This is a genomic window from Mycobacterium arosiense ATCC BAA-1401 = DSM 45069 (assembly GCF_002086125.1).
Lineage (GTDB): Bacteria > Actinomycetota > Actinomycetes > Mycobacteriales > Mycobacteriaceae > Mycobacterium > Mycobacterium arosiense.
The window spans coordinates 1-234 of the sequence record NZ_MVHG01000416.1 but is presented as its reverse complement, the minus strand read 5'-3'; the positions used below and the strand labels follow the sequence as shown (position 1 = coordinate 234).

The 234-nt window shown below is 68.4% G+C and carries 1 protein-coding gene; it reads right to left on the bottom strand.

What is annotated here, in order from left to right; genetic code table 11:
- On the bottom strand, positions 1 to 234 hold a 234-nt coding region (locus BST14_RS29085; RefSeq protein ID WP_142279747.1), incomplete at both ends, for a S46 family peptidase.

Genomic DNA, 234 nt, shown 5'->3' with positions numbered 1-234 from the left:
GTCAGCAGACGCGAGGTCGAGCCGGGGTTGCCCGCCACGAAGGTGACTTCGCCGTCGACCGGGGCGTTGGGGTTCCACTTCAGGTGGTTGGGCGAAGCGACCGGCTTGCCGTCCTCATAGGCGCGCAGGAAGGCGGCATCGAGGGCGTAGCGCGGGAAGTTGAAGTTGTCCGGGTCGCCGCCGAAGAAGGCCGCCTGGAACTCCGGCGCGAAGGCCAGACGCACGTCCTCGTAC